Raw genomic sequence first — 26,589 nt, forward strand, 5'->3', positions numbered from 1 at the left:
AGTCGGCACCGCGCTCCTCGACCACCTCTCCTACAAAGACGTCCCCGACCTTTGTCCGCCATATCTTCGCTCCAGAGAGTATGTCATCGAGTACCATCGACCCGTTTATGGGGACCACGAGAGAGTTCTTCACTTCCTCCTTCGCGAATACCGGGAGTAAGGCTTCTCCGCCAGCGTAGTTGCCCTTTTCGTCGACGGCGACCATTCTGTCTCCGTCGCCGTCATGTGCGATTCCCAGGTCAGCGTTCTTTGAGCGAACCGCCTCTTTCAATGCTGCCAGATTCTTCTCAACTGGCTCCGAGCCCCTGCTCCGAAATCGCCCGTCGGGTTTGCAGTTAAGAGGGATGACCTCGCACCCCATTCTCTCGAGCACTTGTGGCGAGATCTCTGCAGTCGCGCCCCCGCCGCAATCGACAACAACGCGAACCGTCGACTCAGGAACATGATCCAGGATGGAATCGATGTGATCAGCAATCGCGTTCTCCAGCACGTCGATCCTTCCCACTCTGTCCCAAGTCGTCTTGACAAAGCTTCCCTGCTCAATCCGACTCTCGATTCCCGCCCTTTGAACGGAAACGAAGGAGAGCCCATTCGGGTTCCAAAGCTTGACCCCATTGTACTCTGGCGGGTTGTGCGAGGCGGTTATCATCGCTCCGCAGGCGTGGTTCCTGCCCGCCCAAGCGAGCGTTGGCGTAGAGACCATTCCCGCCAAAGAGCAGTCGCGTCCCGCAGAAAGGAGGCCAGAGACGAGAGCACACTCCAGCATCTCGCTCGAGGTCCTGGGATCGTGGCCCACGACGCAATCCTCGTACTCCGCGCCGATGGCCCGCCCAATGTCGCGAAAAAGCTCGATGGTGATCTCCTCGCCGACCCTCCCGCGAATCCCAGAGGTCCCGAACAAGCCCATGGGTCCCTATCATACTTCATGTAGTTATTCTTATTCGTTTTGCCCTTCAGAACGCCTCCAGAGACTGTCTGGCTCGAAAAAGCTTTTATATGGATTATATGATTACCACCTGGCCATAGGCCAGATATGTGACCGAAAGATTCGGAGGGCATACAATGGTGATGGAAGCAATAACACCCGATAGCGCAAAGAACATAGCGAAGAAGAAGGGACTGAAGCCGGGAAGAGTAAAAGGAACGGATGGCATCCAGTTCACGAAGGGAAGGAACGCCCGCCTAGAGATCATAACCTGGGACGAGTTCGAGAGTACGCTGAGCAAAAGGAAGCTCCAGGTCTACGAGTCCGGCGGCTGGATGAAGATAATGAAGAAGAAGAGATAATCCTCTTCTATTCCCAGCGCACAATCTTTTTGTTCGCAGCCGTGTTAGAGTGAACGCTCTATGCGGAGGTAACCAAGTCTGGTCAACGGTGCTAGATTCAGGGTCTAGTCTCGCAGGAGTTCCGGGGTTCGAATCCTCGCCTCCGCATTCTCCTGATGCTAGATTCCTGTGCGCAAATGTCGTCATCTTCACTCGGCGAGCGGGAAGTTTTCTATAGTCGTGGTCAGTTCGATTTCTGATGAGGGGGAAGAGACCGGCTCGAAGACCGGGGGCGCCGAGGAATCTGCCTCCAGATTTCCCAACTGACCCCGAACTCTACGGTGACCCAGAGAACTGGAAATACCCGCTAGACACGCCCAGAAGGGCAAAGCTCGCCCGCCGATTCTTCAGCATGGAAAGGAGCCGCCGGAGATACTCGGAGGAGGAGCGGGCCTACATCGACAGCAGGATCGACTCGGCTCTGGAGAGATTCGGTATAGACTCGGAGGAGTACGGTGGTTCCGTCAAGGACTCCGAGCGCGTCCCTGACGTCGTCTTCCCCGATGATGTGGACGCGGACGCTCTCACGCTGGACGATCTCTTGCTGCATTTCGTGGGAGAGAAGAGGATGGAGAGCTCAAGGGACATTCCCCACGAAAGGATTGAGATTGAGAAGGTGACTGACGAGTACATCGTTGCGAGGGTGAAGGAGTACCTCGTCAAGGTCGACATCGGATCGAGGGTGTTCGCCCACGACTGCGGAGACTGGATAGCCTGGATGTCGAAGAAGCTCATGTGCAAGCACGTTGCCAGACTTCTGGGGACGATCGATCCACAGGTCGCCGTGGAAATCCTCCGAGACCTCTACACGAGCAAGGGTGAGTGGACTTTCTCATCGAAGCCGAGGGAGATATTCGCATGACGTGCCTACGCTCAGGAACCTTTTAGTGCGAGAAAGCCGTTTGGTGAGGTTGATAGGATGATGGAACTCGAGAAACTCGATGTGACGCTCAACATGAGCAGGAATGTGGAAGTGATAGAAGCGGCGATAGAATCCACCGGTCTTAGCATGGATCCTTCGGGAAACCCGACTGTACAGGATGTCGCTACCAGTCGAAACGTGCTCCAGTTAATCGATGTGAAGGTGAAGGAGGCCGAGGAGTACTTCTGGCGCCCGCTCGATTCTCCCGAGGTCTACAAGAGACTGACGGACCTTGCTGTCGCAGTTGGTGACACCGGGATGGCGAGGGGCTACGAGATCATGATGAGAACGATAGAGGCGAACGACTTGGAGTTCCTTGGACGGATGTCCAGGTTCTACGGTAACAACAAGAAGGCTCTCGGATACTACACGAGGGCACTGGAGCTCGCTCCGGACCATCCGTTGGCGGGACCGGATGCCGAGAAGGCGTCCAAGGCGGTGGACAAGGCATCTGGAGAGCTGGAGAGGGCTCAGAGGACGCTCGGGTCCAATCCCGAGGACAAGAAGGCCTGGTACAGGCAGGCGGTCGCCTACATGAACCTCGACAAGGTAGACGAGGCTATCGAGTCATATCACAGGACGACCGAGCTAGACCCAGAGGACGCGGATGCATGGGCAAAGAAGGGAACAGCCTTGCTCAGCCTCGAGAGGTACGATGAGGCGCGACCCCTGCTGGAGAAGGCCCTGGAGCTGAAGCCGAACTCCCTGACAGCCAAGAGGGGGCTGAACTACCTCAGATACTTCACGACGGGCGTGGCGACCGACCTGGACTGACGCTACTCCGTGAAGGGATTCCCCCAGGAGTCCAGGAAGAAGTCATCGTCGATGGGATCCCGTTCTGGCCTTTCTGGCTCGATTTCCCTCTGTTTCTCCGAGAGAAGGCTATCATCGTCACCCTGATGGGCGCAGACGATCAGGGTGATGACAACGTAGTCTTCAGGAATGCCGAGCGCCTTCTTGACTGCCTCGGGGTCATAGCCGGCGATGGGATGGGCGATGAGATTCAGTTCCACGGCTCGCAGGATCAGTTGACTGACGGATAGTCCGCAGTCGAAGAGGAAGTAGTCGCGCCCGTCGGAGAGCTTGCAGTCATCATCCCGCCTGGCGGCAACAGCGATTATCAAGGGTGCCCTCGTGGCCCAGTTGTTCCCGCCCGGCAGGGCATCCTTCACCGCGGACAGGGCAGGCTCAGCCTGCGCGAAGATGAATCGCCAGGGCTGATTGTTGAAGCAGGACGGTGCGAGTCGCGCGGCCTCGACCAGGGAGTTGACTGCTTCATTTCCTATCGAACGGTCGCTGAGAACCCTCAGGGCTCTCCTTGCGCGTATGGCATCTGCAACATCCATCTGAACACCTCATTGGCGGTATGCCCGGCTCCGTAGAAAAGCTTTCATCCTGCTCATATCAGGTCAGAATGGAGTAGAGATCGATGCTCATCTTGGCGGCCGCAAGGAATATCACGATGATGAAAATGAGAGCGACCATCCTGCTCTTGAGCTTCTCCAGCCCCCACCTTGACCCCACGAAGGCGCCGACGAAGACGAAGGGCCAGAGTAGGAATATGAGATTGAAGTCTATCGGCTCCGGGGTTCCAAGGAAGAGATATGTCATGAACCCAAAAGCGCCTGTGAATATGATCATGAGGCTCGATGTTCCGATTGCTCTTCTCGCCCCCCGCCCGAGGACATACTCCATCAGCGGGACGTTGATCAATCCCCCGCCGATTCCGAGACTGCCCGATGTGAACCCTGACGCGAGCGTTCCGGTAGAGCTGGCAATCCTTCGCGGTCTGGTGAGTTTCGAGTCGTCGTCGGCGTCCTCGTCCCTGGTCTCCCGGATCCAGTCCCTGAGCATTTTCGAGGACATGAGCAGAATGACCGCAATGAAGACGGAGTAGAAGATCTCCTTGGGCACGTTGAGATTGAAGAGAACGCCAAGAACCGCGCCAATCAGGGCTCCAGAGAGAAGCATGAGGGCGAGGTTGAAATCGACCAGCCCCTTTCTCCGATGGTTGATCGTGGCGGAGAGCGCTGTGGCGACCGTGAACGTCAGAGATATCGGGACGACGACCTCCTTCACGTATGGCGTGAAGGAGAGAAGGATGGGGACGTAGAGGAGCCCGCCGCCCAGGCCGAGGTTCGAGTAGACGAAGGCGACGCCAAAGACCATGACTATCAGGAGAGCGATGGTCCAGAAGTCCATCGGGCGGGAATGTGTGTGACGCCTATTAAACTACCGAGAAGGATATTAGCGGTGGCGTGCATGAGGAGGATGAATGACCAGGTTCCTGATCAGGTATGGCGAGATAGCCCTGAAAGGCGATTGGGTTAGGAAGAAGTTCCAGGACAAGCTGGTCGCCAACATCCAGGACTACTTCCTTCACGAGCGCATCCAGTGCATGATGAGGTCGGAGCGCGGAAGGATCTTTCTGGACACGGACGAGATCCCGCGAGCCTCGGATTTACTGAGCAGGATATTCGGGATCACTTCCTTCAGCGCCGTGGAGACTACGAGCTCCGACATGAAGGACGTGGCGCAACTCGCCGCTGAACAGTTCGGCACCAAACTCAAGCGGGGAACCAGTTTCGCGGTGAGGGCCAGGAGATCTGGGAACCATAAGTACACGAGTCCAGAATTGGCGGGCTATGTGGGCGGTGCAATGCAATCGGCGTTCGAGGACCTGGCGGTGGACTTGAGCAATCCGGATCTTGAGATCTTCATCGAGGTCAGAGGGAAGGAGGCCTACGTTTTTGGCGGGAGGACGCCGGGACCGGGCGGGATGCCCATGGGCACCCAGGGCACCGTTCTCGCAGCCGTGTTCTCCGACGAGGGCGTGGCCGGAGCGTGGCTCATGATGAAGAGAGGGTGCAAGGTTCACATCGCCCACTCCGATCAGCAGGATAATGTTGAACCGCTCAAGAAGTGGGATATCCGTTTGATGACCCACCGCCTCAATGATGCGTCCGAGCTGGATTCCATAGTGAAGGAGACCGGCTCCCAGGGTTTCGTGACGGTCTGGCGGGAGAGGAGGCGCTCCGTGCCGACCAAGAACGTCCCTGTCTTCTACCCGACGATCGGGTTGACACAAAAGGAGTTGGATGACCTTCTGCGGAGGATTGGAAGCTAGCCTACTTCCCCTTGTTGTCGTGAGCTTTCAAGGACGGGCGGATCTTCTCCGCACCCTTGCCCTTCTTCCTCAGTCCGCGACCCTTCTTTCCGGCCGATGTCAGACCCCGGTAGACCCTGCGCTTGTGAGGAGGATTTCCTATCCACGAGATCTTTGGGTCGCTTTTTATCACGGGATGATGCGGGTCGACCAGAATGACTTCATAGTACTTGCTCATCCCGTCCTCACCCACCCAGTAGGAGTTTAGAACCTCCAGGTTCGGGTGCCTCTTGGCGGTCCTTTCCTCGGCTATCCTCTGGATGCTCTTTGCCATCGTGATTTTCTTCAAGCCTTTCCTCTTGGGCCTTCGACCGCCCTTGATGGTGTGCTTTCGCAAGCCTCCTCTCCTAACTCTCGCCCGCACGATGACGTAGCCCTGCTTCGCCTTGTACCCGAGGGCCCGGGCGCGGTCAATCCTCGTGGGCCTCTCGACCCTCTGGAAGGAGGGACCTTTCCTCCACTCGATCATCCTGCGCCACTGCAATTCCTTGACGTAGCTGGCGTCAGGGTCCTTCCAAGCATCTCTTACAAAATGATACATGCTCCGGGTCTCAGCGGATTCTTCCGCTTCCCCTTCTTCGGTTTTCTCGTTCATTCACTGCCCTCCTGGGCGTTTGTGGATTCACCTTTCGGCACATCTCCGGCGAGATCTTCTCTCGCGACTTGGGCGCTGTAAGGATTCACCTCGTATAAATGGCTTTGCCGAGCCGGTTCACATGAAGTCCTTCAGGGTGAGTTTCTTCTCTGTCTTCTTCACCCTTGTCTCGTCCCTCCTCTTCGAGTCGAATTCGTCGCGGAACAGGGTGACCTGCTGACTTCCCGCCAAAAGGCTCTTATCGTCCCATCCGAAGACTTCCGTGACGTAGGCGAGCGTGTGCGCCAGCCTGCGAGCGTAGTAGTTCCAATCAGGCGATCCATCGAACTCCCTGCCGCTGACGTACGGGTGGATCCGCTGCGGCGATTTCTTCGCGTCTGTGACTATCCAGGAGACCTTCATTCCGGGAACGACCTCGTAGCCCCACTTCTTCAACTTGCGCGCCGCTTGGACGTTCGGAAGCGCATCTGGAGTGACGTAGTCCTTCTCGGCCTTCACGGATCTCGATATGACCAGTTTCTCATGGGACACCTTTCCCTCCTTGGTGTCGGCAACGAGGTCCCTTGCGATGCGGACCGCACCGTCTATGTCATCCTCCATCATCCGCTCGAAGAGCATTGCCTGCCCCTCGCTCTGAAGATCGAAGGCATCCGTCCTCCTGAGCTCGTAACCGCGAACGAGAAGGTCCTCCTCTGGCCACAGGACCTTGCCGACATATCTCTTCTTCCTCCCGTGAGAGAAGAACGGGTCCATGACCTTCTCGAATTCAAGAATCGCCCCGCCCTTTGAGAACCTCTTGGCGATTTCCTGCCCCATCTTCACGGCGCCATCCAAACTCTCCTCGGGTGACTGGAAGAACACGCTGTCCGTGTCACCGTAGATCACGCTGATGTCCTCGTCCTCGAGCTGGGAGATCAGGGCCTTGGTGTTCTCTCTGGCAATCGCGGTTATGGTAGCACCGATCTTGGGATTGGTGAACCTGTAGAAGCTCGATGCGAAGACGCCGTAGAACGCGTTCATCAGGATCTTGATGGCGTTCTGCAATCCGTTGTAGTACTTCCTCTTCTCCCCTTTGGCTTCCTTCATGAGGGCCTTCGCTTCGTCACGTTCCTCCATCAGGTCGCTGAGGATTTTTGGCAGAAGGCCTGGTTTCTGGTCTTTGCTCAGGAACCTCTCCCCTGTGGGACTTGAGAATGTCCCCTCCTCGGAGAGTGTCGTGAAGCAGATGTTGTTGGCGATGATCAGATTCGGATACATCGCCTTGAAGTCAAGGACGCAGACCCAGTGGTACAGCCCGGACGGGATTGTGTGAACGTAGCCGCCCTCTATGGACTCCCCTTTGCGACCCTGGCGGGTCATCGGTACTCCCACGCCCGCGCGATCGGCGGCCCTGATGAGCAAGGAGTCTATCAGCGATGATGTCCTCCCGTTCAGGACGTAATCGACCGGAAGCTTGGAGACCGCCCCAAGGTCCATCGATTTCTCCAGGATGGCTATGTCCTCCAAGATGCGAAGTGCGAGCTCGGCGTCCTTCTTGCAGTACCGGATCACCCGGTCCTTGTCCCTCTTCCACTCCTCATCTATCTTGGTTGGATCGACGTCCTTCTTCCCTTCCCCGAGAACAAGCTTCGCCACGTGGTCGAGCGTCTCTTGCTTCGGCCGCAGCTCCCTTTTGGCGTTCCACCACGCATCAGCGACTATTCGGCCGTAGATTCGCCAGAACCGTCCGCCGCCCTCCCGCATACGGATCTCATTTCTTGAGAGGTGAAGGTCGGGGATGCCGTTCTTCCTGGCTCTCTCGAGAAGAACCGGTATGTCGTACCCATCGATGTTGTATCCGGTGATCACGTCGGGGTCCTTCTCTTTCACGTAGTTCACAAAGCCCTCGATCATCTCCTTCTCCGGGCCTTCGAAGCACTTCTCATGGAGCTCGCCGTTCTCCCTCAGGGCACAGCATATCGTGAATATCGTCCCGTCCTTGATGCTGTTCTCGATGTCGAAGCTCAGAATCGTCAGGCGGGGACTGAACGGTTCGATCTGCCCGAACGTCTCGGCCTTGACAACGATATCCGTGCTGTAAGGACCCTCCACCTCTTCTCCCTCAATCCTCACGCATGAACCCAGGTCCTGATCGAAGATGAAGCGGAGTGCGAATGGTATGTCAGCCGCCAGAACGCGACAATGGCTTTTCGCTCGCGTCCTGTATTCGGGCGTTCTCCGGGGCAATCGCAGGAAGACCTTCTTGCAGTCCCTCGTCTCGCCGTCGGTCCAGAGCTGCACGTCCTCCATTCTCCTGACCTCGGGATCGCGTTCGAAGTCGTCAACGAGAACCTTGGGCGGCTCGACTATGTAGAAGTAGGGATGGAACCCTTCGACCCTTATGGATATGGACATATCATCACGAGTCTTCCCGAAAAGTTCGACGACGACCCCCTCACCCTCTTCTTTGTAGGAGGCGTTGAGCAGTCTGACATCCCAGCTTCCCATCTTACGCCCTTGCCGCTATCGTGATGATGTCTCCATCCTTCAGCTCGTGATCGGCACCGAGAACCCTCTTGGTTCTGCCATCAATAGCACGAATGAAGTTGTCTCCGAGGTCTGTATGCACCTCGTATGCTAAATCCTTTGCATTGCTGCCCCGGGGAAGAAGGTAGGCATCGGGCAGCGCTCGACCGTCCTTGTCGGTCCACTTGTTCTCATCCTCGACCGGGTAGACGACTATCATGTCCAGAAGATTGAACACGGCCTCCTCCACGCATTTCTGGATCCCGGTGCTGCCGAATTTCTTCAAGACATTGCTCATGAATTCCAAACCCTTGAGCTGCTCGGCGTTCAGCCCGCTCTCATCCAGAATCTCGAAGTGATCGTCTCCCACTCCGTACGAGATTAGGTCTGATTTCGCCGCGCGCCGAAGGGCAAGCTCCGCTTCCGCGGATGTCGGAACAACTATCTTGTCATCCAGGGATTCCAGCCTCTTGATGTTCCCATCCGGGGCGACATCGCACTTGTTGGCGGCGACTATCATGGGTTTGCCGACCGTGCGAAGGTTGTCCGCGAGTCTGAGAATGTCGTCCTCGGACCAGTTCATTGGCGTCTCATCGGTCTCCATCCGTCTAAGCGAGTCCAGGACCATTGCATCGGTGAATCCCAGACCGGTCATCCTCTCCTGGATCGCCTTCTCAACCTTTAGTCCGTCCAGCTGGACCTGCCTGACGACCTTCTTCCATCCTTTCTCCAGGATGCTCCTTATCCACTGAGAGATCTCGGTGTCCAGGAACTGCACATCGGACAGGGGGTCGTGGGTACCCGACTGAACTATGTTCCCCTCGTGGTCCGTGCCGCCACTGGCATCAACGATATGAATCAGGGCCTTCGCCTGTCTGAGGTCGTCCAAGAACTTGTTGCCGAGTCCCCGGCCTTTGTGAGCGTCCGGAACGAGACCTGCAACGTCCAGCATCTCGACGGGCACAAGCCGGGTCCCGTTTTCGCAAGGGGCGTTGTTCGGGTTGCACTCGACTCCCAGCTCCTCGTGGGGACACTTCGCCCTCACATAAGTGACTCCTCTGTTCGCTTCGATCGTCGTGAAGGGGTAGTCCGCGATTTCGGCGGGAGCTAGAGTTGCTGCGGAAAAGAAGGTCGATTTCCCGACGTTTGGCTTCCCTACAATCCCAATTTCCATCGGAGTAATGACTACTTCTTTCTCCGCCTTAAAGCTATGGGTACCAGGAGGGTGAAAGCGATGGGTGCGAGGATGTCGTGGAACTCTGGGATTCTCTCGAAATCGATGTCATAGTTCGAGCCCGTGGTGTTGAGCCATTCCCAGGAAACATAGCTCGTCGATGAGACGGAGTATATCGAAGTCAGATTGGTCTTCGTGCTCGTGTCCGGCGTGAGAGTGATTGAGGTCCACCCCCCAGCGCCGACATTCTTGTCCTTGCAGTAGATCTGATTGTTCCTGATATAGAAGGAGTACAGGCGTTCGGGGTCCGTATCCGTGAGGATGGTCAGTGCTGGATACCTGTTATCGGTCTGGGACTGCTCGACTTGCGGACCGTTCTGCCAACTACCTCCGGTCTGCCGGAATCTGTAGGCTATGTATCCCGTTGAGTCACTGTAAATCAGGTGAACCAGATCAGTGGCATCCACGACCGCAGATGGCGACTTATAGTCCAAGTTGGGGCTTGTCGATGCAATTGACTCCAACGACCCCCAGTTCCCTGTGCTGTTCTCCCATTTCTTTCCCTCGATGTTCCCGTCGGCGTACCACAAGGAATACACATCAGCATCATCGGCCGCTGATGAAAGGGGCAATATCATCGGATAGACTGAATCGTTGGCCACAGCCGTGCCCCTGAGAACAGTCCTCGCATCCCAGTTCGTGATGTCGTCGGAACTCGTGGATCTCCTCGCCGCGATGTTATACGAGGGTGTCCCCGCTTCATTCGTGCCGGAGATTATCCAGAGTCTCCCGTCGGCAGCTTTGCATATGAACACCGCCTTTGCCCCCAGTCCCAGATTCGAGATGACTACTGTCTGCTGGCTTCCCCACGTAATCGTCTTCGCGCTCGGTGATACTGTCCCCCTTCTGACGAAGGCAGAGTTGTCGGCTGTCGTGTCGTCCCCAACGACGTAGACAATCAGGTTCGATGAGTCGTACCAGAGCGATGAGACGACCACTCCTGAGGTGGAGAAGGCATCATCTGCAATGTTGCTCCAGTCTTCGCCGTCGTCACTGTACTCATACCGCGTGTTCCCGATGGCCCCATCATAGTAGAACGCCCAGAAGTTCGTCCCGTCATGGAACAGCTTCCTCTGCGTGGGATACGCCGTTGTGGTGAACGAGCTAGTAGTCCCCTCGACCGTGTAGATCGCTCTCGTCCTGCTCCGGGTTCCCCATGATGTCTCCAGGGTGGCATTGTCGGCATCCCTCTTCCAGTCCGTCATGGTGAACACGATTCTGGTGTTGCTCACATCAGGTGTGTAAGCCAGACTCATGGAAATCTCAACTTGCGTCCTGTCGTTTGCAGAATCCGACGCTGGGTCGCTGACAGCGGTCCAGCTTCCACCCTGACACGTGTACAGTGCGTGACTCCTTATCTCGCCGTGTTTGCCGCGTATCTCGATCAGCGCATCCGCGAATATCTCGTGTACGAAGCACGTGGACGGGACGGAGGAATTGGAGTCCATATAGATTCGAGCGATGTCCTCTCCCTTCCTCGGTGGAGGGATACCCGGAGGTCCTGGAATCGTCGGCGCAGATGGGATTTTCTTGATGGCCTTCGGGATCGTGTGACCCGCGAGGATGTCTCCCTCGACGTTGAAGTAGAAGTACGCGAAGTTGTCATCTCGATCGTGATATGCGAAGTAGTCCTGGATGTCCATGTTCCCGTTCGTGGGCGGGACCGGATCGCTGTCCGTCCTGAGACTCCGGTTCTTCCACCCTCCGAACCAGCCATCGATGACCTCCTTGGCGGGTGGCGAAGATATGTAGGACGCAGAGGGCTGGCCCTCGCAGTGGAACGCGATTGCACCGCCGCCGCCGTCCTTGAGCTGGACAACGGAGAATGTGACGAGCTCCCCCGAGTGGGACACTAGGTCTGACATGCTCACTGTGATGTCCGCAATCCTCCTTTCCCCCTGACGCAGAGGTCCGCCTGAGACCGCATACTCGTAGACGTTCGAGAAGGAGTCTACCAGAGATATCGATTCAATGCGCGTTTCCCTGATTCCCCTCAGCTCTGCTCTGAGGACTATTGCATCCTGGCCCAGCTCGATGACCTCATCGGTTGTCCCTTGCTGAACGACCACAACGGACGGATTGTCCCTCGTCCCGAAGGCGATGGATGAGTGCGTCGTGTTCCCGAGGTTGTCGTCCGAGTAGATTATCGTGCGGAACCCTTCGGAGAGGTCCCCGATCAACGACGTGCTGAGCTGGACTTCCATCCGGTTGTCCTTGAAGGCCGCTGATGCCCCGCCTGTTCCTGTCCAGCCTGCCCAGTCATCGGTGTTGCGGGAAGTGTCGAACTCGAGAACGCGGTGAGCTACGATCGTGCCGTTTTGACCTGAAAGCTCCACCATATAGTCCGCCCCGAGTTGCGGGAGAGCATAGCCGGTCTCGGACTGTGAGTCGCTATCAATGAGCATGTAGAACGATTCTGGTGAGGGGGCTTCGAAGGGCAGACCCTCGACCCCTATGAAGTAGGACAGTTGTCCGTTTCTGAGGTCAATAGCATACCCAGACATGTTTATGGCGGGATTCGTCACTGACTGGAACGGATCGGAGAACATGCTCACTCCGGACCAGTCGTCGAAGCTGCCATCTATGACTATGCCGGCCTCCGCCTCTTCGACTGGGTACATCATCACCATGACTGAGATGAGCATTATGAGGGCTATGCCGATCGCGGAGACCCTGGACACCACCGGCTTGGGCTTCAGCACCCTCAGGTTCGTGAGCCCGCTGCCGTTGATCAGGCCATTCCCGTTGATGAGCCCGTTGACCTTTCCCCTTCCATTGACCAGGCCTCGCCCGTTGATCAGGCCGAGAGGCCTGAGTCTCGGGAAATCCCTCCGATATTCGAGCGGCACGAGTCCGGGCGCTTCCTCCTCTTCCTCTTCCGGGATCTCTGGCTCCTCGGGCTCGACGAGTGATTGCCCGCACAGGGGACACATTTCGGTGCCCACGAAGACCGTGGCTCCGCAGTTCGTGCATCTTTCCTCGCTGAGCCTGCTCAGGAACCATCTCAGCTCTTCCCTTCTTGTCTGGATCTCCTCATCCGTGACCCCGACCTCTTCCTCCACGCCCTTCTTGTAGCAGAAGGCTGCTTCATCGAACCTTCTTGTCTTTGTAAGGATGTCCGCCTTGAGGATCCACGCATTCCTCAGGAACGGGTTGAGCTCAAGCGCTCTGTCGATGGAGTCGAGAGCCTTCTCGTACTTCCTCATGGACCGTAGAAGCACGCCTCTCGAGAACCAGAGCATCGAGTCCTCGGGATATTCCAGGAGCTTGTCATCGAAGAAGGCCAGGGTGGATATGCCCTCCCTCTTCCTGCTAGTGTCATAGGGGATGACGCGATCGTCCACCTCGGTGATGTAAAGGGTTCCACAGCTGTAGCAGGAGTCGTCGAACCCGCTGACGACCAGGGAGCACACGGGACACTCGTACTCCCTCTCAGCTATCTCCTGCATCCGCTTCTTCAGTTCTTTCGCCTTGGTCGGGGCTTCCTTTGCGGCTGCCTTTATCTTTCTTGCTTCGTCTCTCTTCAGCCCAGTCTTCATCAGCTCCTTGATCGTCGCCCGCTTCAGCTTCCAAACCGAGTTGTATCCGTTCCCGCAGAGGAGTTCAGCGGTGTCTCCATCGATATCCAGCGTCTTCTTGAGCGCCTCGATGTCATCCTCATGCATCTTGCCGAGAATCTTCCTCGTCTCCCTCGTCTTCTCGATGATTATCTCCTTGGGTTTCTCTTCCTCGACGAGAAGAGTCGCCCCGCACGAGGAGCACTGTCTTGCGTCCTTCTCAGCCTCGGTGCCGCAGAGAGGACAGGCCTGAAACTCCTCCCTGACAATCCTTTCGTAGCCGAATCTCGAACCGCAGGAGGAGCATGTGAATTGAATGCGGGCGCTTCCCTCGCATCTCTGGCATCTTTCGGAGGGTCCGGCGAGATCTTCGATGTTCTTCCTGACCGTGAACCCGCACCGAGTGCATCGGACGTAGGGGCGGATCATGCCCCCGCAGAGGGAGCACCTGTCCCGTTCCATCTCGACTATTCGACTGCCTCCTTCGCCTCTACTGCCTCCTTCATAGCCGCCTCTGCGGCAGGGTACATGTCCCGGTAGTAGAGAGCCTTCTCGAAACAGATTATGGCATGCCTTGGACGGCCGAGCTGCATGAGGGCCCTGCCCTTCTGGAGCCAGACCTCGGCAAAGCCTGTCCGCCTCCTAAGAACCCTATTGAAGCATCTCAGAGCCTCGTGATACTTGCCAGTCTTGAGCAGCGTGGCGCCTCTGTTGTTCCAGGCCGCGACGTAGTCACTATCTATGTCGAGCGCCTTGTCGAAGCATTCCAACGCCTCGTCATACTTCCCTCTCCTGGACCACAGGTTCCCCTTGTTGTTCCACGCAATCTCGTTGTCGGGATCGATCTCAACTGCCCTGTCGTAGCATTTCATCGCTCTCCGGTACTTGCCCAGCTTGGCAAGCGCTAGACCTTTGTTCATCCAGGCATCGGAGTAGTTGGCGTGGACCTTGATCGCCTCGTTGAAACACTTAATCGACTCAAGAGACTTACCGGCTTTCAGGAGAATGATTCCCCGATTGTTCCACGCGATAGCGTTCTTGGGATTCGTCTTCAGGGCCCTGTTGAACTCCTTCATCGCGTCCCCGAACTTACCCTTCTTGAAGAGCTCGTTGCCCGAAGAGACCGCGCGATTGCTCTCAACCTTCGACTTACCACTGGCCGACACGCTGTTGACTCTCCCCCTTTCTTGGATTCAATCACGATGGGCTTATAAATAGCTTCTTAAATATCTACCGTTCTGGTTATTGGGCCAACGAGCGATGGTGACGATGAAGAAGGCGATAGTACTCTGTGAGGAAGGGTTTGGTCGGAGCGTGGGCAAAACCGCCAACGGCCTGGTGAGGCTCTCGAAGAAGTATGGGATTGTTGGAGTGATAGACAGCAGTTGTGCTGGCCAGGATGCTGGTGCCGTGCTGGAGGGGAAGCCGAAGGGGATACACATATATCCGTCGATTGAGGAAGCTCTCCGTCTCGGAGAGAGGCCCGATTGGCTCATAATCGGGGTCGCGACAATCGGAGGTTTCCTCCCGGCTGAGTTTAGGCCTGCCATACGACATGCGCTTCAGACCGGGATCGGTGTGATATCGGGTCTCCATGAGGAGCTGGCTTTGGATCCAGAGTTCTCGGACATCGCTCGAGAGAGAGGAGTGGAAATCAGGGATATCAGGAAGCAGCCCCCGTTCAGGGAGCTCCACCACTTCGCCAATCTTGCGGGAGACGTGGATGCGTTGAGGATTCCCATACTCGGGATGGATGGTTCGATAGGGAAGAGGACAACTGGATGGATCCTCAGTGAGGCCCTTGAGCGGGCGGATGTGGAGTCTGTGTTCGTCGTCACGGGTCAGACTGGCCTTCTTCAGGGAGCGGAATACGGTCTTCCCCTGGATGCAGTCGGCGGGGACTTCATTGTGGGCGAGCTGGAGCACCAGATCAGCTTGGCAAACGAGGAGAGAGAACCCCAGGTCATACTCATCGAAGGGCAGGGAAGCATATCCCACCCAGCCTACGTTTGCGGCACCCGGGCCATCATCACGGCAAGCAGACCGAGTGGCATAGTCCTTCAGTGCGCGCCCGGTCGCAAGTTCAGGAACTATCACAAGGAGGAGCTCCGCATACCGATGCCATCCGTTGAGGAAGAGATCCTGCTTCTGGAGTCCTTCTCCAAATCCAAGGTAATCGCTCTCACTGTGAACAAAGAGGGGCTGACCGAAGAGGAGTTGAATGCGGTCATCGATGGATACCAGTCTCGCTTTCACATTCCTGCGTGCGAGCCTCTGACACAAGGCTGTGAGGATATCGTTGAGAGAATCAAGGAGATGCTGTGATGAGAATCCCCAAGAGCCATCCGCGCTACGAGTCCCTGATGGCGAGGGAAGCGCTCGTGGAAGGCGTCAAGGAGGGCATCGTCGTGAGGCAAGGACTCATAGCCCACGGCAGGGGCGAAGCGTTTGACTACCTGATTGGCGAAGTGAGTATCGAACCGGCAGTCGAGGCGGGGTATGCAGCGGCTGGGCATCTTCTCAGGGCAAAGCATCCAGTCATCTCGGTGAACGGTAATGTCGCCGCTCTGTCAGCCAAGGAGACGGTAGGGGTCGCCAAGGCAGTGGGTGCGACAATCGAGGTCAACATCTTTCATAGAACAGAGGATCGCGTGAAAAGGATCGTGGGGAGACTGAAGAGCGCTGGTGCTGAGGTCGTTCTTGGACTTGATCCCGACGCGGGAATCGAGGGATTGGACCATCCCAGAGGTTTGTGTGCCAAGGCGGGGATTTATTCGGCAGACGTGGTCCTTGTCCCGCTCGAGGACGGTGACAGGGCGCAAGCGTTGAAGGACATGGGGAAGGTCGTGTTGACGATAGATCTCAATCCGCTATCGAGGACGTCGCGAGTCTCCGACGTTACGATCGTCGACAACATCACGCGCTGCATGCCCAAACTCGCGATATTCGCCACTGAGCTCAGGGATGATGATGAGAGAGTGGACAGGATCCTTTCCGAGTTCGACAACAGGAAGAACCTCTCTGATGTTCTCAGACACATCGCACGAAGGCTCGGAGAGCTGGAATCATACTCTCTTGACTAGCTCAATCATGTTCTCTTCCGGCTTCACAGCGGTCTCTGGCGTAGCGGGTTCTCCCCATAATTTCACAATCTCCGGGACCGCCTTCTTTCCCACGTGCGAGAGTATGAAACCGAACAACTGATGATCCTCCATGTCTTCGAGAATCTTCCTCGCGAGTTCTATGAGATCCTTCCTTCTCTTCGACGCCATCTTGTGCCTCCACCGAGTCCATCTTGTTTCACTTATTATTCCTTTTCGCTGGCAAGTCTGCTGATTGGGCCAATGCAGGGTCGCGTATGCTCCTGTGAGCTCCCACCCGAGTCGGCACCCAAGACAAAGATTAATTTACGTCCAAACCATGTGCTTCCCCCGTGGAATCATGAAATATGTGATAGTCACGGGCGGTGTTTTGTCGGGCCTTGGAAAGGGCATCACGACCTCCTCGCTCGGTATGCTACTCAGAGCGCGGGAGCTTCACGTGACAGCGATCAAGATCGACCCTTACCTGAACTGCGATGCTGGAACGATGAATCCCTTCCAGCACGGTGAGGTCTTCGTCCTGGATGATGGTAGCGAAGTCGACATGGACTTCGGGAACTACGAGAGGTTCATAGATGTCAGTCTCACGACCGATCACAACATAACGACCGGGAAGGTCTACAGAGAGGTCATCGAGAAGGAGAGAAGAGGGGACTACCTCGGTAACACTGTGCAGATCATTCCGCACATCACGGACGAGATAAAGAACGAGATCGTGCGGGTGGGGGAGGACAGCGGTGTCGATGTGACGCTCGTGGAGCTCGGTGGAACCGTCGGTGACATAGAATCCATGCCCTTCCTCGAGGCGGTCAGGCAACTCTCAAGAGATGCGGGGAGAGAGAACATCGTTTTCATCCACACGACTCTGGTCCCTATACTTGGAGCCGTGAAGGAGCAGAAGACGAAGCCGACCCAGCACTCGGTGAGAGAGCTGAGAGCGATAGGCATCAAGCCAGACATAATTGTTACGAGGTCCGAGAGACCGCTTGAGCCGTCCATCAAGAACAAGATATCGCTCTTCTGCGATGTTCCTAGTGACGCGGTAATCAGCGCGCATGACGTTGGGTCCATCTACGAGGTCCCGCTCCTGCTGGAAGAACAGGGTCTTACGGACTTCGTGCTGAAGAGATTCGGGTTTGACAGGACAGAGGAGAACCTCACGGAATGGAAGGGCTATCTTGACAGGCTGCTGAATCCAAAGGATGCCGTGAACATCGCCCTGGTCGGGAAGTACACTCACCTGATGGACTCGTACATCAGTCACGTTGAGGCCCTGAACCATGCTGGAGCCAAGGCCAAGGCCAGAGTGAACATCGTGTGGGTGGAAAGCGAGGACCTGGAAGCAGGCCGGTCAAAGGATCTGCTCACCAAAGCAGATGGCATACTGGTCCCCGGTGGTTTCGGCGACAGGGGAACACAGGGAAAGATCATCGCGATCCGGTTTGCGAGGGAGAACGGCGTTCCCTTCCTGGGCGTATGCCTTGGCTTCCAGCTGGCAACGGTGGAGTTCTCGAGGCATGTAGCTGGCATGGATGGTGCAAACAGCTCGGAGTTTGACCATGACACGCCCTATCCGGTCGTGGACCTGCTCCCAGAGCAGAAGGAGGTCGTGGACATGGGCGCAACGATGAGGCTCGGTGTTCACGAAATAGCTGTCAGAGAGAGCTCAACCGCCGAGAGACTCTACGAGAACACCAGGATAAAGGAGAGACACAGGCACAGGTTTGAGATAAATCCTGACTTCATAGACAGAATCGAGAAGGAAGGTCTGGAATACACCGGACGGTCGATGGATGACAGGAGGATGGAGATTGCGGAGTTGGCAGGCCATCCCTATTTCGTCGCGTCGCAGTTCCATCCGGAGTTCAAATCGAGGCCGCTCAGGCCGTCCCCGCTCCATTACGGACTGGTCCGGGCATCTCTCGAGCGGAAAAGGGAATAGATGGCCTGATGGCAAAGCTTTTTAGATGACCTGACTCTTCTGTCGGTGAATGGCAGAGCAAGACTACGATGCACTATTGGAGAGGGCAAGAAAGAGCCTGCCCGAGAGAGTGATCACACGCGAGAGGTTCAGAGTGCCCGAGGTCCAGGTGTTCATCGAGGGGAAGACTACTGTCTTCAGGAACTTCGAGGAGATAGCCGATGCCGTGAACCGAGAGCCGTCGCAGATACTCGTCTACCTTCTCAGGGAACTCGGCACGGCTGGCACGATCGACGGGAAGAGGGTCGTTTTCAAGGGGAGGGTTCCGGCGATCCAAGTCGAGAAACGCCTGAAGGGCTACATCGAGACCTTCGTCCTGTGCTCGGAATGCCAGCGCCCGGACACGAAACTCGTCAAGGAGGGGCGAGTAACGCTGCTGGAATGCGATGCTTGCGGTGCTCATAGACCTGTTAAGTTCGGAAGGATTCTCCCAAAGGAGGAGGAGGCGCCTCTTGTGGAGGGCAAGATCTACGAGGTCATGATTCAGGACATAGGGAAGAAGGGAGACGGTATCGCAAAGAAGGACAAGTACATCATCTATGTGCCAGGAACCGCTAAGGGCTCGATCGTCAAGATCAGGATTGACAAGATCACGGGGAACATCGCCTTCGCCACTCTCTCAAGGGAATGAGATGAAAGAGGAAGTCCCCGCCGTCGTCGCAATGGGTTGTCTATTAGTCATCACGCAATCGCTCGCGGTCCTCCTTGCGATACCTTTCGCGGCGAGCGGATACGAGGCGTTCCCCAATCCCGAGGACCCGGTCAACCCCATTCTCTATGTGTTCCTCATCCTGGCCTTCACGGGTGTCATCCTTCTTGCGATTAGGATGGGTAGGAAGGGGTTAATCACCCTTTTCGTGCTCCTAGCGATCTTCCTCACCATGATCTTCGTCCTATCCGTTCCTCTGTACTACGTCTTGCTTGTGGCCTTTGATCCTGCGACTGCCGATCTAATCTCCATGATAGTATCGGTTGCGATCGCCACAGTCGTAACTTTCGTCTCCTACAAGCATCCTGAGTGGTACGTCGTCGACGGTGTGGGAATCACTGTTGCGGCGGGTGTGACGGCCATAATCGGAATATCCTTCGCGATACTCCCGGCAATCATTCTGCTTGTCGCGCTTGCGGTGTACGATGCGATCTCCGTCTACAAGACAAAACACATGGTGACCTTGGCCGATGCTGTCACGGAACAGCATCTCCCGATTCTTCTTGTCATACCGAAATCGAAATCATATTCCTACAAGACCGAGGCAGGTCTCAAGGAACAGCTAAAGAAGAAGAAAAAGCGGGAGGCGATGTTCATGGGGCTCGGGGACATAATAATCCCCGGGGCCCTCGTCGTGTCTGCCTTTCGCTGGCTACCCGACCAGCTCTTCATCGGTTTCCCCGCTCAGATCCTGGTCGCCATATTCACGATAATCGGCGTCGTCATCGGCTTCTCGATTCTGATGAGGTTCGTGCTGAAGGGGAATCCGCAGGCAGGCCTTCCACTACTGAATGCAGGAGCCATCCTCGGGTTCCTAGTCTCCTACATCTTCTTCTATGGCGATCTGAGCTTTGGAATAGCCTGAAGGGCGTGGGGACATGAGGATACTGGCAACTTCTGACATCCATTCCTCGAACGAAGGGGCAAGGGCGCTTCGCGAGGCTGTTCTCTCCCAAGAGCCAGACCTGACTCTCGTGTGTGGAGATATCACTCACTTCGGGCCCTTGGCTTGGGCGAGGTCCTTTCTGGAGGGGCTTCCAGGCAGAGTCCTCGCCATCCCAGGAAACTGCGACCCCCTGGAAACGAAGTCCCTATTGGAGGACATGGGCGTCTCGCTTCACGCAAGGAGAATCGAGGTGGATGACTGCACCTTCGTTGGACTGGGCGGTTCGAGCCCGACGCCTTTCCACACCCCGTTCGAGGTCTCGGAGGACGAGATTAGGTCAGCGCTCACTCCATTGATGAGGCCAGGCGTTATTCTCGTGACGCACGACGCGCCCAGGGGACGGCTGGATGTCGTGCCAGGACGGGGTTCCGTTGGAAGCATGGCCATCAAGGAGATCGTGGAGGAGTTCTCGCCCATCTTCTCAATCTTCGGTCATCTGCACGAGAGTTTTGGAATCCACAGAGAGGAGACTATCTACATCAATCCGGGCAGCGGGATGTTCGGTAGGTACGCGATGGTCGACACTGAGACCAGGGAAGTCCTTCTGAAGGAGTGACCGTGCTGTCATCAGACCAGCAACTGGACCTTCGCAACGTTTTTATAGAGCACCGTCAATGGTGCAGGCCCCAGTGAAACCATGGCTCTTTGGCAAGGAAAATCCAGGAGGAAGTCCTCAGGCGGAAGACTGCGCCGATCCCGCAAGAAGAGGAAGTTCGAGATAGGCAGGGAGCAGCAGTATGCTTCCACCGGGGAACATAGAGTCAAGCTGTACAAGACCAGAGGACACAATCAGAAGGTCAGGCTGTTGAAGGCCGAGTGGGCCAACGTTCTGGACCCGAAAAAGAAGACTACGAAGAAGACAAAGATCCTCACCGTGAAGACCAATCCCGCCAATCCCCACTTCGTGCAGAGGAACATCATCACGAAGGGTGCGACGATAGAGACGGAGCTGGGCACGGCGAGAGTGACTTCCCGCCCCGGTCAGCACGGCGTGGTCAACGCCGTTCTCACTGAATAGAACGGAAAGGCTTTTTTGTCCTGCAAGGGATACGTGCGACGATGCCTCGGAAAAAGGACCTGATTATTCTTTGGCCCTGCTACTTCGACAAGGCCAAGACCAGAAAGGAGGGCAGAAGGGTCCCGAAGAAGTTCGCCATACACGAACCGACTGTGGAGGCAATCGCAAACGCGGCGAAGGACCTGGGCTACTATGTCGAGATCGAGCCGGAGAAGAGTCATCCTTCTGAGCCCTGGAGAGGCAACGGCCGTGTGATCGTGGCCAAGACGACTTCCAAACCGGACATCGTTATGCAGATAGCTTCCCGACTGAAGGATCAGCGGTCCTGAGGCGTCTCCACCTCTTCCACCATCTTCTTTCCCGCTGAAACACTGTCAACGGAGTGTATGACCGCCCCCATCGCCTCGATGGTGCCAGTCACCTTGTCGAAGTTTATGGAGTGTCCCTCGATGGTTATCTTGATGCTCTCGGTGTCTTTGTCGACCTCGTTGACCGAGCAGTTCACTCCAAGAACTCCCACGAGCTTCCCAAGCTTCCTGGAAAGCTCCACAATAGAAGGGGTATGAGGCTTCAGAACGTCGAGAACCAATCGTTTTATTTCGCTCACTATGTGTTCCCTGCCTATAGCCATAACACGGATGAGGGATTATAAGCTTTTTGGGCTGGTTATGATCTCACACCCAGACTCTGTTACGATGACCGTGTGTTCGGCTTGGGACACCATTCCACCGCCCCCGTCCCTGAGAATGGGATAGGTATACAGGGCTCCGAGTCTGACGAGCTTGCCGATCCTGTGCGAGGATTTGTTATCGAATTGCAGACACCAGCGCTCGGCGAAGGGCAATGTCAGGAAGGTTTCCTCAATCGAGCGGAGTAGGGTTGTCAGCGCTCTCTTCTTCAGATCCCTGGCGCGGAGAAGCCTGTAGATGTTCCCTCCCTTCTTGCCCGTGACCTTTCCCGCCCCGTTGGTGGCAAAGGGCTCGATCGCCAGAACGTCCCCTTCTTTCGCTGTGGCACTGTTGGTGTCCAGTACGTTCGGGACGCTCTTTCCAGCGTGCAGAGAGAATTGCTGCATACTATGACCGGTGAGGTTCGAGATGGACTTGTACCCGACCGAGTCGACTGCCCTCTCGATGGCTCCCCCAATCATCCTCATCTGGACGTTGGGCTTGAGCAGCTCGATTGCCGTCTGGAGAGCGTGTTCGGAGGCTCGTATCAGGTCCGTCCAGTTCCGCGTGCCGACCTCCACTGTCATGGCCGTATCGCCGATGTACCCGTTAACGTGGACGCCCACATCAACCTTGACGATGTCCCCTCTGACGAATACGTCCTTGGAGTTGTGATGTGGTGTGAAGTGTGCGGCCACGTCATTGACGGCGACGTTGACAGGGAACGCGGGGACGCCTCCCTTCTTCTTGATGAGGTCTTCCGTTTTCTCGGCCACCTCGAGGTAGGTCGACCCTTCCCTGACGAGACTAGCTCCGTAAGTCCTGGCCTCACCCGCAATCCTTCCTGCGGTGTGATAGGCCTCCAGAACCTCATCATCCATAGGACTCTATCCTCTCCCTCGGAATCGCGCCCACTCTTAATATCCTTATCTCATTCTGCGAGAGGTCCACTATCGTGGATGGAACTCCGAGCGGAGCCTTGCCCCCGTCTACGTAGTAGTCGACCTTGCTTCCGAGCTGGTCGATTGCCCCCTCAACCGACGTGGGATTCTCACCGCCGTGGAGGTTTGCGCTTGTGGCTGTTATGGGGCCAAACTCCTCTGCGAGTTCCACGACAAGGGGCTGGAATGGAATCCTGATACCAATCGTATCGCCTCCGGAAATCAACTTGAAGGACATGGCTCTCCTCTTCTTGAGGACGAGGGTCAGCGGACCGGGCAGGAACTCATCGAAAAGTGTTCGGGCAAGTTCACCGACTTCTGCTATCTTCTCCACATCCTCCCACGTGCTCACAGCGAGAGGGAGCGGGTCATTCCTTGGCCTACCTTTCAGATCATAAATCCTCTCGACGGCATTTCCGTTCTCGGGATCCCCGCCCAGACCGTAGAGGGTTTCTGTCGGAAAAACGACCAGTTTTCCTTCTTCCAATGCGAGTCGAACTAGCTCGAAGTCCTCATCCGCTAGCGTCCCTTCGGGCTTCTTGCATCTAAGCAGCTTCATCTATGTCCCTCAAACGAGTGTGTAAACCTTGATGCTCCTGTAGCTGGCTTGGATGTGCTTGTGGGCATTGCCTTGCACTGCTGGACCATGACCGGGGTAGAGGTTTTCGATTGGAATCTCTGTGAGGCTCTTAACCGATTTCACCAGCTCCTGGAGGTTTCCAGTCGGGAAATCCCATCTGCCGACCCCTCCATACGCGAACACGGTGTCTCCGCACAAGAGAGATTTCGTGCCCTCCTCATAGAGGCATATGCTCCCCTTTGTATGGCCTGGTGTGTGTATGACCCTCAGCCCTTCTGTCCCGATCTCGATGACGTCGCCATATCCGATGGACTCCACATCGAGCTTGTCCAGTTCCTTTCCGAACATCTGCGCTGCCGTCGTCACTTGGTCAGCTGACCTGAGAGAGGGTGCTTCATCCTTTGAGGCGTAGAGAGTTGCATCGCAGGCTTCTGAGAGTGCTTTAGCCCCTCCCACATGGTCGATGTGCCTGTGCGTGAGGATTATCCTGTCGATGTCCTTCGGATCGATGAACTCCGACAATGCGTTGACGCACTCCTCCGACGAGAGGCCTGTGCCAGTATCAATGAGAATTGATGTCCGAGACATCACCAGGTACATATTCGCATCGTACCCTGGATCCGCAATGAGTCGCACTTCCATGAGGAGTTGCAGTAGGGCGGGTTCGATATTTAGGATTTCCTCAGTCAGATACCCCATTCCCGTCAACGAGGAAGACAGCTTCGCCCTCTGGAAGGTTTGGAGAGTCCACGAGCCTCGCGATGCGTTTTCCGCCTTTGCTCTTCCTGAGATACATTCTGAATGTGGCGGTGTGGCCGACGATGTGACCGCCAATCGGACGGGTCGGATCCCCAAAGAATGCATCCGGCTTTGCCATGACCTGGTTCGTCACACAAACCACAGCGTTGAAGGCATCTCCAAACCTCAGAAGACCGTGCATGTGCTTGTTGAGAAGCTGCTGCCTTTCGGCGAGAGCTCCCCTTCCTATGTACTCCGCCCTGAAATGCGCGGTCATAGAATCGACCACGAGAAGCCTAGCGTTGTATTCCTTGGCAACCTCCATTGCCTTCTCTGCGAGAAGCATCTGGTGATGGGAATTGAAAGCCCGAGCAACGTGTATGCTTTTGAGCGTTTCGTCCGGATCCAGTTCCAGAGCGGTCGCCATTTGTGATATTCTCTCTGGCCTGAACGTGTTCTCGCTATCAATCCAAATCGTCCCGCCATCGAGTCCTCCTTGGTCGACCGGGAGGGTCACGTTCACCGCGAGCTGATGTGCGATCTGTGTCTTGCCGCTCCCGAATTCGCCAAAGAGCTCACTTATGGCCTGTGTCTCGAATCCTCCACCGAGAAGCTCGTTCAGGGCCTTCGCCCCCGATGTCAGTTTTCCTACAAACTTACGCTTCTCCAGCAGTGCCTCTCCTGTCTCGAATCCGCCGATGTCCGCGGCCTCCCTGGCGGCCAAGATAATCTTCTGAGCCGTGCTCGCGCCAATCTCAGCGGCATCTGCGAGCGCCTGAGGTGCCGTAACAGCAATCGCCATGAGATCGTTGTATCCAGCGTCCTTCAGTTTGTCGGCGGTTGCAGGTCCTACTCCTGGCAACTCCTCGATATCTGTTGCGTTCATTCCTTCACCACCATGGAGTAAATCCCGCCGCGCCTTATAAGGCTATTTTTCGGAGATGAGTAAAACTGAAGTCTGAACCCCTCGAAATACGTCGAATTTGGCGGTGAAACGACAACTGCTTAAGACTCAATACAATCGCTCACCTGTGAAGAGAGTAAGCTTCGACAGGATCGCCAATGAATATGATAAGACCAGGGAGTTGCCAGAAGACGCGATGAACAGCGTCCTTGACGCCCTGTGCGAGGAAATGCCTGAGAGTTCGGGCATACTCGACGTTGGATCCGGAACCGCCAGATTCGCAATTCCACTGTCAACGAGGGGTTTTTCGGTTGTGGGCATCGACATATCTGAGGAGATGCTCGGGATCTCCAGATGCAAAGGGTTCGATCGCCTGGCAAGAGCGGACTCGTCATCCTTACCATTCAGAGACGCAGCATTCGACTTCGCCTTGGCGGTCCATGTCTTCCATCTCCTTGAGGACTGGACCCGCACGGTCGCGGAAATCAGGAGGGTCCTGAGAGATTCTCTTATGTCTGTCGTAATCGAGAACGAAACGAAATGGTTTGGTGAGACGTATCATGATTTGCTCAGAGAGCACGGGTACGACAAGGACCATCCAGGCGTAGGGGAGAAGGGTCTCGCCGAAAGGGTGAAACCCAGACTAGTGAAGGAGGTGGCAAGTGTGACGCACCATCGAGCAGCCGATCGCGTCATAGACAGACTGGATGAAAGGTGCTTTTCGAGTCAATGGGAAGTCCCAGGGGAGTTGCACAGAGCCGTGATTACGGAGATGAGGGAGAGGTGGTCCGGAGAGGAATTCGAAAACAGCTACGATGTCCTCGTCTACGCATGGGATGTGGGGCAACTGGATGAGTTAGTCACTGAAGCGCGCTAGTGCATCCTCTCGTCCACGTCTTCGGGCGCACCCGCGAAGGCAATGAGGGCCTCTTTCTCCATGAAGTGAAGGTCCGCGGGAATGATCAGGCAGTGAAGGGGCTCCCCAAGGTCCATGCCCAAGAGCTTGCCCACCCTATCGCATCTGGCTACCGCATCAGGAGAGCCCACCTCCGAGACGACGCACACGACCGTGTCCTCGATGAACGCCTTCTTCTGCTCTTTCCCTTCCATTTTCAGGAGGTGGTCCAGTGCCTCCTTCGCGCCCATCCCCCTGCCATCCTCGCCTAGGTCCAGGAGAATCAGCGTGTGCAGCCCCATCATGCGGTTCTCGTGGATGACCTCGTACGGGCTCGTGGGGAAGAACTTCTCCTGCGGGAACGGGAGGCTCGTCGTCCTGCCGAACTTGTACGACTGAAGACCGACCAGACCAGCTGCGGCCGTCAGGATCGAGACGCCGTACACTATTCTCGTGGGTATCCCCATCTTCTTGGCCCTGAGCCTCAGGTCGACATGGGTCGTCGCGGTCATCGGATCGCCTCCGATGAGGAGTCCCACGCGCTTGGATTTGGCGGCCTCGAGAATGATGTCGCCCTTCTCGACATCCTCCCGGCGGAGGACTCGGATCTCCTTGCCGATAAGGGATTCGATGCTTTCCCGAGTTGCGCCTACGAGCTTGGACGTGTAGAACTCTGCGAAGAGGGCATCGCACGAGCGGGCCTCCTCCATCCCGTTCACCGTCATGTCCTTCTCATCGAAGAGTCCCAAGCCTATGAATATTATCACGTTGGGTTAATGGTCTGTCTGGATGATAAAATTGAG

The 26,589-nt window shown here is 56.2% G+C and carries 28 protein-coding genes and 1 tRNA gene; 14 read left to right on the forward strand and 15 right to left on the reverse strand.

The genetic code is table 11. From position 1 onward, the window contains the following. Nucleotides 1-907, reverse strand: a 907-nt coding sequence (locus LN415_02880; GenBank protein ID MCJ2556035.1) for a phosphoglucosamine mutase, incomplete at its 3' end; no start/stop codon positions are given. 155 nt (nucleotides 908-1,062) lie between these two features. Between LN415_02880 and LN415_02885 the strand changes: the two genes are divergently transcribed. The 4 genes from LN415_02885 to LN415_02900 all read left to right on the forward strand — a co-directional run bounded on the left by LN415_02885 (nucleotide 1,063) and on the right by LN415_02900 (nucleotide 3,022). Beyond that, entirely contained in the window at nucleotides 1,063-1,287 is a 225-nt protein-coding gene (locus LN415_02885; GenBank protein ID MCJ2556036.1) for a hypothetical protein, read from the forward strand. A 62-nt stretch (nucleotides 1,288-1,349) separates the two neighbouring features. Next, a tRNA-Leu gene (locus LN415_02890) sits at nucleotides 1,350-1,434 on the forward strand. Nucleotides 1,435-1,525: 91 nt separating this feature from the next. Next, nucleotides 1,526-2,188, forward strand: coding sequence for a hypothetical protein (locus tag LN415_02895; protein ID MCJ2556037.1), 663 nt, complete (start codon nucleotides 1,526-1,528; stop codon nucleotides 2,186-2,188). Nucleotides 2,189-2,245: 57 nt separating this feature from the next. Continuing rightward, nucleotides 2,246-3,022: a tetratricopeptide repeat protein gene (locus tag LN415_02900; protein ID MCJ2556038.1), complete on the forward strand. Its 777-nt coding sequence runs from the start codon at nucleotides 2,246-2,248 to the stop codon at nucleotides 3,020-3,022. A 2-nt stretch (nucleotides 3,023-3,024) separates the two neighbouring features. Here the strand turns inward: LN415_02900 and LN415_02905 are convergent, their stop codons facing one another. Together LN415_02905 and LN415_02910 are read right to left on the reverse strand one after the other, a co-directional pair. Next, a complete protein-coding gene (locus LN415_02905; GenBank protein ID MCJ2556039.1) occupies nucleotides 3,025-3,594 on the reverse strand; it encodes a nitroreductase family protein in 570 nt (189 codons plus the stop codon). A 58-nt stretch (nucleotides 3,595-3,652) separates the two neighbouring features. After that, nucleotides 3,653-4,450, reverse strand: a complete 798-nt coding sequence (locus LN415_02910; GenBank protein MCJ2556040.1) for a sulfite exporter TauE/SafE family protein — start codon at nucleotides 4,448-4,450, stop codon at nucleotides 3,653-3,655. 73 nt (nucleotides 4,451-4,523) lie between these two features. On the opposite strand from LN415_02910, the gene LN415_02915 reads away from it, so the two are divergent. After that, nucleotides 4,524-5,375, forward strand: a complete 852-nt coding sequence (locus LN415_02915; protein MCJ2556041.1) for a THUMP domain-containing protein — start codon at nucleotides 4,524-4,526, stop codon at nucleotides 5,373-5,375. A 1-nt stretch (nucleotide 5,376) separates the two neighbouring features. On the opposite strand, the gene LN415_02920 is transcribed toward LN415_02915, so the two are convergent. From LN415_02920 to LN415_02940, 5 genes are all read right to left on the reverse strand, one after another. Next, nucleotides 5,377-5,955 carry a 50S ribosomal protein L15e gene (locus tag LN415_02920; GenBank protein MCJ2556042.1) on the reverse strand — a complete coding sequence of 193 codons (579 nt, stop codon included), beginning with the start codon at nucleotides 5,953-5,955 and terminating at the stop codon, nucleotides 5,377-5,379. A 171-nt stretch (nucleotides 5,956-6,126) separates the two neighbouring features. Then, nucleotides 6,127-8,496: a DNA polymerase II gene (locus LN415_02925; protein ID MCJ2556043.1), complete on the reverse strand. Its 2,370-nt coding sequence runs from the start codon at nucleotides 8,494-8,496 to the stop codon at nucleotides 6,127-6,129. Nucleotide 8,497: 1 nt separating this feature from the next. After that, nucleotides 8,498-9,688, reverse strand: coding sequence for a redox-regulated ATPase YchF (locus LN415_02930; GenBank protein MCJ2556044.1), 1,191 nt, complete (start codon nucleotides 9,686-9,688; stop codon nucleotides 8,498-8,500). A gap of 11 nt (nucleotides 9,689-9,699) precedes the next feature. Continuing rightward, nucleotides 9,700-13,767, reverse strand: coding sequence for a hypothetical protein (locus LN415_02935; GenBank protein ID MCJ2556045.1), 4,068 nt, complete (start codon nucleotides 13,765-13,767; stop codon nucleotides 9,700-9,702). Between the two features lie 5 nt (nucleotides 13,768-13,772). Beyond that, the gene (locus tag LN415_02940; protein ID MCJ2556046.1) at nucleotides 13,773-14,471 is read right to left on the reverse strand and encodes a tetratricopeptide repeat protein; all 699 of its coding nucleotides are present in this window, start codon (nucleotides 14,469-14,471) and stop codon (nucleotides 13,773-13,775) included. A 103-nt stretch (nucleotides 14,472-14,574) separates the two neighbouring features. Here LN415_02940 and LN415_02945 point away from each other — a divergent pair, with 103 nt between their 5' ends. Together LN415_02945 and LN415_02950 are read left to right on the forward strand one after the other, a co-directional pair. Beyond that, nucleotides 14,575-15,630, forward strand: coding sequence for a DUF1611 domain-containing protein (locus tag LN415_02945; protein MCJ2556047.1), 1,056 nt, complete (start codon nucleotides 14,575-14,577; stop codon nucleotides 15,628-15,630). Then, nucleotides 15,627-16,388, forward strand: coding sequence for a phosphopantothenate/pantothenate synthetase (locus tag LN415_02950; GenBank protein MCJ2556048.1), 762 nt, complete (start codon nucleotides 15,627-15,629; stop codon nucleotides 16,386-16,388). Before LN415_02945 ends, LN415_02950 begins: the two co-directional genes overlap by 4 nt. Here LN415_02950 and LN415_02955 read toward each other — a convergent pair. Beyond that, complete coding sequence (locus tag LN415_02955; protein ID MCJ2556049.1) at nucleotides 16,371-16,577, reverse strand: hypothetical protein; 207 nt, start codon at nucleotides 16,575-16,577, stop codon at nucleotides 16,371-16,373. The two genes, LN415_02950 and LN415_02955, sit on opposite strands and share 18 nt — an antisense overlap. 169 nt (nucleotides 16,578-16,746) lie before the next feature. On the opposite strand from LN415_02955, the gene pyrG reads away from it, so the two are divergent. The 6 genes from pyrG (at nucleotide 16,747) to LN415_02985 (ending at nucleotide 21,389) form a co-directional block, all read left to right on the forward strand. Then, nucleotides 16,747-18,348 carry a CTP synthase (glutamine hydrolyzing) gene (gene pyrG, locus LN415_02960; protein ID MCJ2556050.1) on the forward strand — a complete coding sequence of 534 codons (1,602 nt, stop codon included), beginning with the start codon at nucleotides 16,747-16,749 and terminating at the stop codon, nucleotides 18,346-18,348. 49 nt (nucleotides 18,349-18,397) lie between these two features. Further along, nucleotides 18,398-19,018: a translation initiation factor IF-2 subunit beta gene (locus LN415_02965; GenBank protein ID MCJ2556051.1), complete on the forward strand. Its 621-nt coding sequence runs from the start codon at nucleotides 18,398-18,400 to the stop codon at nucleotides 19,016-19,018. Nucleotide 19,019: 1 nt separating this feature from the next. After that, the gene (locus LN415_02970; protein MCJ2556052.1) at nucleotides 19,020-19,961 is read left to right on the forward strand and encodes a hypothetical protein; all 942 of its coding nucleotides are present in this window, start codon (nucleotides 19,020-19,022) and stop codon (nucleotides 19,959-19,961) included. A 13-nt stretch (nucleotides 19,962-19,974) separates the two neighbouring features. Continuing rightward, a complete protein-coding gene (locus LN415_02975; GenBank protein ID MCJ2556053.1) occupies nucleotides 19,975-20,598 on the forward strand; it encodes a metallophosphoesterase family protein in 624 nt (207 codons plus the stop codon). An 81-nt stretch (nucleotides 20,599-20,679) separates the two neighbouring features. Beyond that, nucleotides 20,680-21,060 carry a 30S ribosomal protein S8e gene (locus tag LN415_02980; protein MCJ2556054.1) on the forward strand — a complete coding sequence of 127 codons (381 nt, stop codon included), beginning with the start codon at nucleotides 20,680-20,682 and terminating at the stop codon, nucleotides 21,058-21,060. Nucleotides 21,061-21,101: 41 nt separating this feature from the next. Beyond that, nucleotides 21,102-21,389 carry a signal recognition particle protein Srp19 gene (locus LN415_02985; protein MCJ2556055.1) on the forward strand — a complete coding sequence of 96 codons (288 nt, stop codon included), beginning with the start codon at nucleotides 21,102-21,104 and terminating at the stop codon, nucleotides 21,387-21,389. On the opposite strand, the gene LN415_02990 is transcribed toward LN415_02985, so the two are convergent. From LN415_02990 to radA, 5 genes are read right to left on the reverse strand one after another with little or no spacing between them, the layout of a single operon-like run. After that, nucleotides 21,377-21,667, reverse strand: a complete 291-nt coding sequence (locus LN415_02990) for a DUF211 domain-containing protein (protein MCJ2556056.1) — start codon at nucleotides 21,665-21,667, stop codon at nucleotides 21,377-21,379. The genes LN415_02985 and LN415_02990 overlap by 13 nt on opposite strands. A gap of 39 nt (nucleotides 21,668-21,706) precedes the next feature. Continuing rightward, nucleotides 21,707-22,609 (reverse strand): type II methionyl aminopeptidase, encoded by a 903-nt coding sequence (map, locus tag LN415_02995; GenBank protein MCJ2556057.1) that lies wholly within the window; start codon nucleotides 22,607-22,609, stop codon nucleotides 21,707-21,709. Continuing rightward, on the reverse strand, nucleotides 22,602-23,228 hold the full coding sequence (locus LN415_03000; GenBank protein MCJ2556058.1) for a threonylcarbamoyl-AMP synthase: 627 nt from the start codon (nucleotides 23,226-23,228) through the stop codon (nucleotides 22,602-22,604). The genes map and LN415_03000 overlap by 8 nt, the downstream gene beginning before the upstream one ends. Nucleotides 23,229-23,237: 9 nt before the next feature. Then, nucleotides 23,238-23,891 (reverse strand): MBL fold metallo-hydrolase, encoded by a 654-nt coding sequence (locus LN415_03005; GenBank protein MCJ2556059.1) that lies wholly within the window; start codon nucleotides 23,889-23,891, stop codon nucleotides 23,238-23,240. A gap of 40 nt (nucleotides 23,892-23,931) precedes the next feature. After that, a complete protein-coding gene (gene radA, locus LN415_03010; GenBank protein ID MCJ2556060.1) occupies nucleotides 23,932-24,873 on the reverse strand; it encodes a DNA repair and recombination protein RadA in 942 nt (313 codons plus the stop codon). A 145-nt stretch (nucleotides 24,874-25,018) separates the two neighbouring features. On the opposite strand from radA, the gene LN415_03015 reads away from it, so the two are divergent. Then, a complete protein-coding gene (locus LN415_03015) occupies nucleotides 25,019-25,768 on the forward strand; it encodes a class I SAM-dependent methyltransferase (GenBank protein MCJ2556061.1) in 750 nt (249 codons plus the stop codon). On the opposite strand, the gene dph5 is transcribed toward LN415_03015, so the two are convergent. Continuing rightward, entirely contained in the window at nucleotides 25,765-26,553 is a 789-nt protein-coding gene (dph5, locus tag LN415_03020; GenBank protein MCJ2556062.1) for a diphthine synthase, read from the reverse strand. The genes LN415_03015 and dph5 overlap by 4 nt on opposite strands. Nucleotides 26,554-26,589: the final 36 nt, after the last annotated feature.

The organism is Candidatus Thermoplasmatota archaeon, assembly GCA_022848865.1.
In the GTDB taxonomy this organism is placed as follows: Archaea; Thermoplasmatota; Thermoplasmata; order RBG-16-68-12; family JAGMCJ01; genus JAGMCJ01.

Coding starts and splice junctions, on each gene's coding strand:
- LN415_02955 (MCJ2556049.1), bottom strand. CDS start 16,577: ATGGCGTCGAAGAGAAGGAAGGATCTCATAGAACTCGCGAGGAAGATT.
- LN415_02920 (MCJ2556042.1), bottom strand. CDS start 5,955: ATGTATCATTTTGTAAGAGATGCTTGGAAGGACCCTGACGCCAGCTAC.
- LN415_02980 (MCJ2556054.1), top strand. CDS start 20,680: ATGGCTCTTTGGCAAGGAAAATCCAGGAGGAAGTCCTCAGGCGGAAGA.
- LN415_02915 (MCJ2556041.1), top strand. CDS start 4,524: ATGACCAGGTTCCTGATCAGGTATGGCGAGATAGCCCTGAAAGGCGAT.
- LN415_02905 (MCJ2556039.1), bottom strand. CDS start 3,594: ATGGATGTTGCAGATGCCATACGCGCAAGGAGAGCCCTGAGGGTTCTC.
- LN415_02900 (MCJ2556038.1), top strand. CDS start 2,246: ATGATGGAACTCGAGAAACTCGATGTGACGCTCAACATGAGCAGGAAT.
- LN415_02985 (MCJ2556055.1), top strand. CDS start 21,102: ATGCCTCGGAAAAAGGACCTGATTATTCTTTGGCCCTGCTACTTCGAC.
- LN415_02885 (MCJ2556036.1), top strand. CDS start 1,063: ATGGTGATGGAAGCAATAACACCCGATAGCGCAAAGAACATAGCGAAG.
- LN415_02965 (MCJ2556051.1), top strand. CDS start 18,398: ATGGCAGAGCAAGACTACGATGCACTATTGGAGAGGGCAAGAAAGAGC.
- LN415_02975 (MCJ2556053.1), top strand. CDS start 19,975: ATGAGGATACTGGCAACTTCTGACATCCATTCCTCGAACGAAGGGGCA.
- LN415_02930 (MCJ2556044.1), bottom strand. CDS start 9,688: ATGGAAATTGGGATTGTAGGGAAGCCAAACGTCGGGAAATCGACCTTC.
- LN415_02970 (MCJ2556052.1), top strand. CDS start 19,020: ATGAAAGAGGAAGTCCCCGCCGTCGTCGCAATGGGTTGTCTATTAGTC.
- LN415_03005 (MCJ2556059.1), bottom strand. CDS start 23,891: ATGGAAGTGCGACTCATTGCGGATCCAGGGTACGATGCGAATATGTAC.
- LN415_03000 (MCJ2556058.1), bottom strand. CDS start 23,228: ATGAAGCTGCTTAGATGCAAGAAGCCCGAAGGGACGCTAGCGGATGAG.
- LN415_02910 (MCJ2556040.1), bottom strand. CDS start 4,450: ATGGACTTCTGGACCATCGCTCTCCTGATAGTCATGGTCTTTGGCGTC.
- LN415_02935 (MCJ2556045.1), bottom strand. CDS start 13,767: ATGGAACGGGACAGGTGCTCCCTCTGCGGGGGCATGATCCGCCCCTAC.
- pyrG (MCJ2556050.1), top strand. CDS start 16,747: ATGAAATATGTGATAGTCACGGGCGGTGTTTTGTCGGGCCTTGGAAAG.
- LN415_02925 (MCJ2556043.1), bottom strand. CDS start 8,496: ATGGGAAGCTGGGATGTCAGACTGCTCAACGCCTCCTACAAAGAAGAG.
- radA (MCJ2556060.1), bottom strand. CDS start 24,873: ATGAACGCAACAGATATCGAGGAGTTGCCAGGAGTAGGACCTGCAACC.
- LN415_02895 (MCJ2556037.1), top strand. CDS start 1,526: ATGAGGGGGAAGAGACCGGCTCGAAGACCGGGGGCGCCGAGGAATCTG.
- map (MCJ2556057.1), bottom strand. CDS start 22,609: ATGGATGATGAGGTTCTGGAGGCCTATCACACCGCAGGAAGGATTGCG.
- LN415_02945 (MCJ2556047.1), top strand. CDS start 14,575: ATGAAGAAGGCGATAGTACTCTGTGAGGAAGGGTTTGGTCGGAGCGTG.